This window comes from Streptomyces sp. NPDC051211 (assembly GCF_040689505.1).
Classification (GTDB): domain Bacteria; phylum Actinomycetota; class Actinomycetes; order Streptomycetales; family Streptomycetaceae; genus Streptomyces.
Genome location: NZ_JBFBAV010000021.1, coordinates 106082 through 114364, shown reverse-complemented (window position 1 = coordinate 114364; position 8283 = coordinate 106082). Strand labels below are relative to the sequence as shown.

5 protein-coding genes are annotated in these 8283 nt (G+C 75.2%); 1 reads left to right on the top strand and 4 read right to left on the bottom strand.

Annotated elements, in window-relative coordinates; all coding sequences use genetic code 11:
• Positions 1-556: 556 nt before the first annotated feature.
• Both AB0447_RS21500 and AB0447_RS21495 read right to left on the bottom strand, forming a co-directional pair.
• Positions 557-1921, bottom strand: coding sequence for a phosphomannomutase/phosphoglucomutase (locus tag AB0447_RS21500; protein ID WP_366478296.1), 1365 nt, complete (start codon positions 1919-1921; stop codon positions 557-559).
• 77 nt (positions 1922-1998) lie between these two features.
• The gene (locus AB0447_RS21495) at positions 1999-2373 is read right to left on the bottom strand and encodes a DUF3499 domain-containing protein (protein ID WP_366478295.1); all 375 of its coding nucleotides are present in this window, start codon (positions 2371-2373) and stop codon (positions 1999-2001) included.
• A gap of 232 nt (positions 2374-2605) precedes the next feature.
• Between AB0447_RS21495 and AB0447_RS21490 the strand changes: the two genes are divergently transcribed.
• Positions 2606-3124 (top strand): metallopeptidase family protein, encoded by a 519-nt coding sequence (locus AB0447_RS21490; RefSeq protein WP_366478303.1) that lies wholly within the window; start codon positions 2606-2608, stop codon positions 3122-3124.
• On the opposite strand, the gene AB0447_RS21485 is transcribed toward AB0447_RS21490, so the two are convergent.
• Positions 3121-4596, bottom strand: coding sequence for a DUF5719 family protein (locus AB0447_RS21485; RefSeq protein ID WP_366478294.1), 1476 nt, complete (start codon positions 4594-4596; stop codon positions 3121-3123). The two genes, AB0447_RS21490 and AB0447_RS21485, sit on opposite strands and share 4 nt — an antisense overlap.
• Positions 4593-8207 carry a glycosyltransferase family 2 protein gene (locus AB0447_RS21480; protein WP_366478293.1) on the bottom strand — a complete coding sequence of 1205 codons (3615 nt, stop codon included), beginning with the start codon at positions 8205-8207 and terminating at the stop codon, positions 4593-4595. Before AB0447_RS21480 ends, AB0447_RS21485 begins: the two co-directional genes overlap by 4 nt.
• Positions 8208-8283: the final 76 nt, after the last annotated feature.

Sequence of the window (8283 nt, the reverse complement as noted above, 5' to 3'; positions counted from 1 at the left end):
GGGGCTGGAGGGGGGCTCCAGCCCCGCCGGCGTTTGAGGCGCGGGGGTCCGGGGGCCGGCCCCCGGCAACGGCGCCGCACCCGACCGGGCACCTCCAGCCCCGCCGGGCACCTCCCCCGCCGTGCCCTTACGGCTGGGTTGCCGCAGGCAACTCCAGCCCCGCCGGCGATTGAGGCGCGGGGGCCCGGGGGCTGGCCCCCGGCAACGACGCCGCACCAGGACCCGCTGCGAAGCCGAGGCGGGGGTGGGGGGCCGCTGCGCGGAGCCTTTCCCCTACCCGCCCCTTCCCGAACTGGGGCTCCGCCCCAGACCCCGCTCCTCAAACGCCGGAGGGGCTGGAAATGCCAAACCCCGGCGGGGCTGGGGTGGGCGCCCGGCGGAGCCCGGACCCCGTGCCTCAAACGCGGCGGGGCTGGAAATGCCAAGCCTCGGCGAGGCTGGGGTGGGCAGGGGCTGGGGTGGTACCGCCCGGCGGGAGTGGGTGGGTGCACGTCCCGCGGAGCTGGAAGGAGCCGGCGGGGCTGGGAATGCTGCGTGGCATCCCAGCCCGGCCGGGTTATGCGCGGATCAGGGTGAGGATTTCGTCGCGGATGGTGGCGAGGGTGGCGGGGTCGCGGGCCTCGACGTTCAGGCGGAGGAGGGGTTCCGTGTTGGAGGCGCGGACGTTGAACCACCAGTCCTCGGCGGTCACCGTCAGGCCGTCCAGCTCGTCCAGGGTGACGTCCGCACGCGCTCCGTACGTCTCCTTGACCGCGGCCAGGCGGCCGGCCTGGTCGGCGACCGTGGAGTTGATCTCGCCGGAGCCGGTGTAGCGCTCGTAGGAGGAGACCAGGGAGGAGAGGGGGCCGGGCTGGGAGCCGAGGGCCGCCAGGACGTGGAGCGCGGCCAGCATGCCGGTGTCCGCGTTCCAGAAGTCCTTGAAGTAGTAGTGCGCCGAGTGCTCGCCGCCGAAGATCGCCCCGGTCTTCGCCATCTCCTCCTTGATGAAGGAGTGGCCGACCCGGGTGCGGACCGGGGTCCCGCCGTGTTCGCGGACCACCTCGGGGACGGACCAGGAGGTGATCAGGTTGTGGATGACGGTGCCGGTGCCGCCGTGGCGGGCCAGTTCTCGGGCCGCGACCAGGGCGGTGATCGCGGACGGGGAGACGCCCTCGCCGCGCTCGTCGACGATGAAGCAGCGGTCGGCGTCGCCGTCGAAGGCGATGCCCAGGTCGGCTCCCTCGGCCCGGACCCGGGCCTGGAGGTCCACGATGTTCTTCGGGTCGAGGGGGTTCGCCTCGTGGTTCGGGAAGGTGCCGTCCAGCTCGAAGTACATGGGGGTGAGGGAGAGCGGGAGGCCGTCGAAGACCGTGGGGACGGTGTGGCCGCCCATGCCGTTGCCCGCGTCCACGACCACCTTCAGCGGGCGGATGCCGGTCAGGTCGACCAGGCCGCGCAGGTGGGCCGCGTAGTCGGCGAGGGTGTCCCGCTCGGTGACGGTGCCGGGGGTGGCGGCCGCGGCGGGGCCGCCGGTCTCCGACCACTTCTCCACCAGGGTGCGGATCTCGGAGAGGCCGGTGTCCTGGCCGACCGGGGCCGCGCCGGCCCGGCACAGCTTGATGCCGTTGTACTGGGCCGGGTTGTGCGAGGCGGTGAACATCGCGCCCGGCAGGTTCAGCGAGCCGGAGGCGAAGTACAGCTGGTCCGTGGAGCAGAGCCCGATGAGGGTGACGTCCGCCCCGCGGGCCGCGGCGCCGCGCGCGAAGGCGGCGGACAGGCCGGGCGAGGAGGGGCGCATGTCATGGCCGATGACGATCGCGGTGGCGTCGGTGACCTCGACGAAGGCCGCGCCGAACAGCTCCGCCAAGGTCTCGTCCCATTGGTCCGGGACGACTCCGCGTACGTCGTAGGCCTTGACGATGTTCGAAAGATCAGCAGCCACTGCCTGCCCTCCTTAGGTCCTGTGCGGTCGGAACAACCTACCTTGCGCGGGCGGAAGGGTTCAGCGGCGCGAAAGCGTCAGGAATCAGGCGAGCGCAGTACGCGCAAGTGGCCGCGGCGTGTCTCGTTGCCTCCGCCGCCGGTTCCCTTGCCGCCGCCCGCCCGGGCCGCGCGGTCCTGCGGCCGGGCGGCCTCGCGCACGGCGTTGGCCAGGGCTTCGAGGTCGTCCCCGCTGGGACGGGACGGCGCGGAACCGTCGGACAGGCGTACGACTTCCCAGCCGCGCGGGGCGGTCAGGCGCTCCGAGTGCTCGGCGCACAGGTCGTAGCAGTGGGGTTCGGCGTAGGTGGCGAGCGGGCCGAGAACTGCGGTCGAGTCGGCGTAGACGTACGTCAGTGTTGCGACGGCAGGGCGGCCGCACGCGGTGCGCGAACAGCGACGTACAAGGCTCACGACGTTGGACGGTACCTCACTCTTGACCGGGCCGCGACGACTCTCCGGCAGCTCACTCCCCCGTGTCGTGGCGTGATCTCGACCATAGTCGGCAAGGATCCCGCCAATCGGCGTGACGGAGCCGGTCGATTCCCTGGCCCGAACGTTCAGGCAGCGTTCAGGCTGTGACATCCCGCCGGGTCGGGACGGGCACCGGGCCGGGGGGTCCGGTGAGGGCTACCCTGCCTGGGTGATGGACAGTTCTGTGCCGCCGCCCAGCCCTCCCGGTCCGCCCGGTCCGCCCAGCCCTCCCGGTCCGCCCGCTCCGCCGAGCGCCTCCGGCCCGCAGGAGCCCCGGACCCGCCGCCGCGACCGGCACGGCCGGGGGATGCGGGGGCCGGTGGCCCCGCCGCAGGTCCCGCTGTCGGCCAGCCGCGCGGAGCTCTTCGGGGACCTCGTGCAGGACTCGGTCGAGCGGCTGGAGCGGCGCTGGCCGCAGCTGACCGAGGTGGAGTTCGTGGTCGCGGAGGTGCCGGGGGCGCCGGGCGGCGCCGACACCGGGTGGAACGACGAGGCCGTGCCGCTGGGCGGGTACGTGGAGCCCCGCGAGGGCCGGCCGGCCCGGATCCTGGTGTACCGGCGGCCGGTGGAGATCCGTACGAAGAACCGCGACGAGCGGGCCCTGCTGGTGCACGAGATCGTGGTGGAGCAGGTGGCGGAGCTGCTCGGGCTGTCCCCCGAGACGGTGGATCCCCGGTACGGGCAGGACTAGTCCGAGAGGACGCGCAGGTCCTGGACCGCCTTCGGGACCGGGACCGTGCCGTGGTCGTCGGTGAGGGGCTGGACCGTGAAGAACGGCAGGCCCTCGTGCGGCAGCGACAGGGTGCGGGCCGCGTGCACCGGTCCGCCGGACAGGGTTTCCACGGTCAGCGCGTACGAGCCCTTGCCGCCCGCGCCGGGCACCGGCGGCGGGGCCACCGCCAGGGTGGTGCCCGCCTTCACCGTGTACTCCTGGCTTGCGGGTTCGCCGCCCTGGGTGCCGGGCGAGGCGGTGACCTTGACCTTGGCGTCCGCGCCGACGGCGGTGAGGGAGAGGGTGGTGGCGCCCTGGTCGGTGCGGTTGTCCGCGTTGGTCGCCCGCGCGCCCACCGGGCCGGCCGCCGGGATGAAGCCCAGTTCCTGCTTGGCGCCACTGCCGCGGACCACCCGCAGCGCGGCCACCACCGGTACGGCCTTCTTGGGTTCGGCGGGGGTCAGCACCAGGGAGCCGGGTTCGCCCCGGGTCAGGTCCTTCAGGTCGAGGGAGGCGGTCATCCCCGCCTTCACGTGCAGCTGTTCGTTGCCGGCCGGGGTGATGGAGCCGCCGGGTCCGGCGAGCTGGAGGCGGAGGTCGGCGTCCTCCTCGCCGGGGGCGTGCGCGACCAGCCGGACGGAGGTGGCGTCGGCGGGGATGCCGGGCAGCACGAGGGAGCCGGCGGGGATGGTGGAGGCGGGCAGCCAGTCGGATCCGACCCCGTCCTCCAGGACCTGCACGGAGGCCCCGATCCGGCCCGAACGGGTCGTCACATGGGCGGTGGTGTCGGCCAGCTGCTCCGAGCTCAGCGTGTTCAGCAGGACCGGTACCGAGGACTTGGGGCCGATCTTGATGTTCTCGCCGGTGCCCGGGTCCGACTTGGCCCGGCCTTCCGGTCCGAACAGCTCGATGTCCACCACGGCCGGGGTGTCGTCGGCGTTGGTGAGGTGGACGTAGTCCTGCCGGCCCTTGGCGGTGCTGGTGCCCGGGAACCAGAACTCGGTGCCGGGCGCGGTGCAGGCGAGGCCGAGCAGGCCGCGTGCCTGGCCCACCGACACCTTGGTGGTCTGCTGGGCGGTCCAGCCGGGGGCGAGTGCCCCGTCGGCCGTGCCGGTCAGCGCCGGGCCCGCGCCGGAGGCGGTGGCCCCGGCCGGTTTGCCCGGCTCCTTCAGCTCCAGGACCTGCTTCTGGTCCTTGCCGGCGCCGGCAAGGCGGGCGGTGCCCTGGCCGGAGGTGCCGCCGGCCGGGGTGAGGGAGGTGTAGGCGGTCTCGGCGATGTCCGAGGAGGACGGTGCCGGGCACACTAGGACGGACCGTTCCACGGGCTGCCGGGCCGCGGCCGTCTGCGGGCCCACGGCGGCCGGGGCGTCGGGCGCGGTGACGGTGGCGACGCCGGTGAGGGCGGCGAGCGCGGCGACCGCGGCCGCGAGGGTCAGGGGTGCGCGCTTCACTGCTGGGGGCTCCCGTCCGGACGCGGCTGCGGGTGGCCGACCGGCTGTCCGTAGGCGTCGTACTGCTGCTCGTACTGCTGGGTGTACTGCTGGTCGTACTGCTGCGGGTACGGGTACGGCTGCTGCGGGTAGGCCTCGTAGGGCTGCTGCGCGGGCTGCTGCGGGTACTGCTCGTACGGGTATCCCTGCTCGTCGTAGGCGGGCTGCTCCCGGTACCCGTACGCGAGGTCGTCCGCCGGGTAGGGCACCTGGGCCGGGATCTCCGCGTACGGATCGGCCTGGACCGGGGCGGTGTGCTCGGACTCCTTCTCCGGCTCGGTCTCCGCCGCGGCCCGCAGGCGGCGGGCGCGGCGGCCCTCGCCGGCCTCGGCGGCGCCTGCCTGGGCGGGTACGGCGGCCTCCTCGTCGGGGAGGTCGTCGTCGAGCCGACGGCGGCGGCCCGGGAGGGCCATCACCAGCAGCAGCACGGCGATCAGGGCCTGGGCCCACAGCCAGCCGGTGCGGGCGGCGGAGTCGGCGTGCACGAGGTCGAGGCGGCCGCCCGCGGCGGGGAGTTCGAAGCCCTGGGCCCAGCCGTCGAGGGTCTTGGCCTTGAGCGGCTTGCCGTCCAGGGTGGCCTGCCAGCCGGGGGCGGCCCGGTCGGCGATGCGCAGGGTCCGGCCGGGCTCGCCCGCCGGGATCTTCGTATGGACTTCGACGGGCCCGGAGGCGACCGGGACGGGGGCCTCGCCGGGCTTGCCGGAGAGGATCACGGCGCGGGCCACCTGCCGGTCGAGCCGCCAGAGGGCGCTGCCGTCGAGCTGGCTGAGCCGGCTCAGGCCGGGGGTGGCGTCGAGGACCTGCCGCATCTGCTGGGGGGCGCCGTCGCGGACCAGGACGTAGCGGATGGCGAAGGCGCCGAGCTGGTCGGTCTGGTCGGCGCCGGAGCCGGCGACCAGGCTGGAGACCACCTTGTCGAGGCGGCTGTCGCTGCCGGCCGAGGCGGCGAGTTCGGCGTCGCCGAGGCGGCCGCCGGAGCCGCGGACCAGGGTGTAGGAGACGGTGGCGGGCGAGCTGCCGCCGAGGACCAGGGTGCGGGCCTGGTCGCGGGTGCCGCTCTCCTCGGCGACGAAGGCGGGGACCTGGACGGGGTCGCGGCGTTCCAGCGGGCCGTCGGCGCCGGCGAGCATCCAGCCGGCCGCGCCGAGCAGCGGGCCCGCGGCGGCGGCGAGGGCGATGAGCGCGGCGAGCGGCTGGCGCCAGCCGAAGCCGTGGGAGGCGAGCCGGTCCTTGGCGCCGTCCGCGCCGACCGCGGCGGCGGCGAGGAGCGCGAGGCCGTAGACGAGGGTGGCGGGGCCGGCCCAGCCGGTGCGGTTGGTGAGGACCGCGAGGACGAGTCCGGCCAGGGCGGTGGCCCAGGCGGCGCGGACGGCGAAGGTGCGTTCGGACCGCAGCAGCGCGGCGAGGGCGGCGAGGACGATGCCGAGGAGGAGCAGCCCGCCGGCGGTCCTGGGGCCGCCGGGGCTGATGCCGAGCAGGTCGAGACCGGTGGCGGCGCCGCTGCCGTACGGGAGTCCGGCTTCGCGGAGGAAGCGGCCGGGGTGCGTGAGCAGGGTCAGCGACCAGGGCGCGAGGGCCACCAGGGGGGTGGCGAGGGTGGCGGCGTACCGGAGGGCGTACGTCTTCCAAGCCGCCCGGCGCAGGACCAGCGCGGCCGCGCCGAGGCCGGCGGCGAGCGGCCAGACGGCCGGGGTGAAGGCGGTGGCCAGGGTGAGGAGGAGGGTGTAGGTCCAGACGGCCCGCCAGCTGCCGCGGTCCCCGTCGGTGTCGCGGCCGGCGCCGAGGCCGTACGCGGCGACGCCGGCCCGGGCGAGGAGGGGCAGCAGGACCGCGAGGACGGCGGTGCCGAGCCGGCCGCCGGCCAGGGCGCCGGTGACGGCGGGCAGGAAGGCGTAGGCGACGGCGGCCCAGGCGCGCAGCAGCCGGGACTCGACCAGGGGCCGGGAGGCGAAGTAGGCGGTGAGTCCGGCGAGCGGGACGGAGCAGACCAGCAGCAGGGTGAGGGCGGCCTGGGTGGAGCCGAACAGGAGGGCGGAGAGGGCTCCGAGGACGGCGAGGTAGGGGGGTGCGCCGGTGGTGGATCCGGTGCCGACGGGATGCCAGCCGTCGGCATAGGTGTGCCAGAGGGCGCCGGCTCCGTCGGGGGCGGGGAGCAGGGCGCCGCCCATCAGGGTGCCGCCGGCGAGGAGGGCGCGGCAGGCGGCCAGGGAGACGAGGAGGAGCAGGGCGAACAGGACCGGGGCGGGGTTGCGGGCGATCCGCTTGAGCCGGGAGAACTGCTCGATGTGGAGGTAGTCGGCGTCGTCGCCGCCGGGGCCGGACTCGAGGCCGCCGCCGTGCCGGCCGGCGTTGCCGGTGTCGGTGTCGCGGTCGGCGCCGATGTATCCGGCGAGTTGTTCGAGGTTGGCGCGGAGGGTGGCGCCGGGCGGCGGGAAGAGTGCCCTGAGTTCTTTGGCGGCCACGGGTGTTCCGGTACCGCGGCCTCGACGTCTGCGGCCGGTGAGGATCCGGCCGGGGCGGAGCAGGGTGCGCAGCAGTCCGGTGAACTCGTCGACGGCCTGGCCGGGGGCCTTGCCGACGAGGTAGCCGAGGGTGCGGAGCAGGGTGCCGAGGACCAGCCGGATCAGCACCCAGGGGAGGACGGCTGCCGGGGTGTTGACGAGGATGGTGTAGGCGGCGCCGGCCTTGTCGACGCGGTGCGGGCTGGCCGTCGTACGGCCGGCGCAGTCGACGGTGCGGCGTTCGCGGGCGGCGGCCTCGGCGTGCCGGAGGACGGCGTCGGGGGCGACGAGGACGGGGTGGCCGGCCCGGTGGGCGCGCCAGCACAGGTCGACGTCGTCGCGCATGAGGGGCAGCCGGCGGTCGAAGCCGCCGAGGCTCTCGTAGACGTCGCGGCGGATGAGCATGCCGGCGGTGGAGACGGAGAGGACGGGGCGGACCTGGTCGTGCTGGCCCTGGTCCTGTTCGCGGCGGTCCAGGCCGGTCCAGCGGCGGCCGCTGTGGGCGATGGTGACGCCCGCTTCGAGGAGCTGCTTGCGGTCGTACCAGCCGCGGAGTTTGGGGCCGATGACTCCGGCCTCGGGGTTCTCCTCGGCCACCCTCAGGAGTTCGCCCAGGGCGTCGGGCTCGGGCGCGCAGTCGTCGTGCAGCAGCCAGAGCCACTGGACGGGCTCTCCGTACGGCAGCTCGGGGAGGTCGTAGGTGTCGTCGCGCCAGGTGCGGCTGACGGGGTCCCAGCCGCTGGGGCGCTTGAGGTAGGGGAGGTCCTCGGGGGTGAGGGTGCCGGCGGTGCGGTTGGCCTCGTCGACGGCGGCGCCGAAGGAGGTGCGGCGGGCCAGGTGGAGGACGCGGTCGTCGCCGAGGGCCTCGGTGAGGAGGCGGGCGGAGTCGTCGGCGCTGCCGGTGTCGGCGGCGACCCAGTTCTGCACGGGGCGTTCCTGGCCGAGGAGTCCGGAGAGGGCCTGCGGGAGCCAGCGGGCGCCGTCGTGGGCGACCAGGACCGCGGTGACGACGTGCCGGGGAAACGCCGGGGCGGCTGTGGGGGCGGCTGCCTGGTGGCTGTGCAAGGACATCGCGGTACGGGCCCTCCGGCGGGGGTCCGGGGGTGGTGTGCCCTCGGAGGCGGCTGGACAGCGCCCCACACTAGCC